Raw genomic sequence first — 320 nt, 5'->3', positions numbered from 1 at the left:
GCGTCAATGCTCAATGGACCTGTTTTAATTGGGGTTACATTGGTATTGGCTGCGGTTACCGGCTGGCCGTTTAAGGTATCGTTTGCTGTTACGTTTCCAATTGTAGTGGCCGTTGCTGTACCCGGTGTTTGAACTGGGTAGCTGTTGTCAACGTTGGCTACGATTGGTTTTTTAACTTCAACAGTTGCAGTAGCTGTAGCACAGTTGGCAGGGCTTGCTCCTTCTTCACAGATTTCGTATGTAATTTGGTAAGTTCCTGTTACAGTGTTTGGATCTAAGGTCAATACTCCGTTGGCGTCAATGCTCAATGGACCTGTTTT

Annotated in this window: 1 pseudogene; it reads right to left on the bottom strand. The window is 45.6% G+C overall.

What is annotated here, in order from left to right:
• Positions 1-320, bottom strand: a pseudogene (locus JO950_RS22135) (hypothetical protein); the annotation flags it as partial.

The organism is Flavobacterium sp. UGB4466, assembly GCF_903469665.1.
Taxonomy (GTDB): Bacteria; Bacteroidota; Bacteroidia; order Flavobacteriales; family Flavobacteriaceae; genus Flavobacterium; species Flavobacterium lipolyticum.
This window is presented reverse-complemented; position numbering and strand designations above follow the sequence as displayed.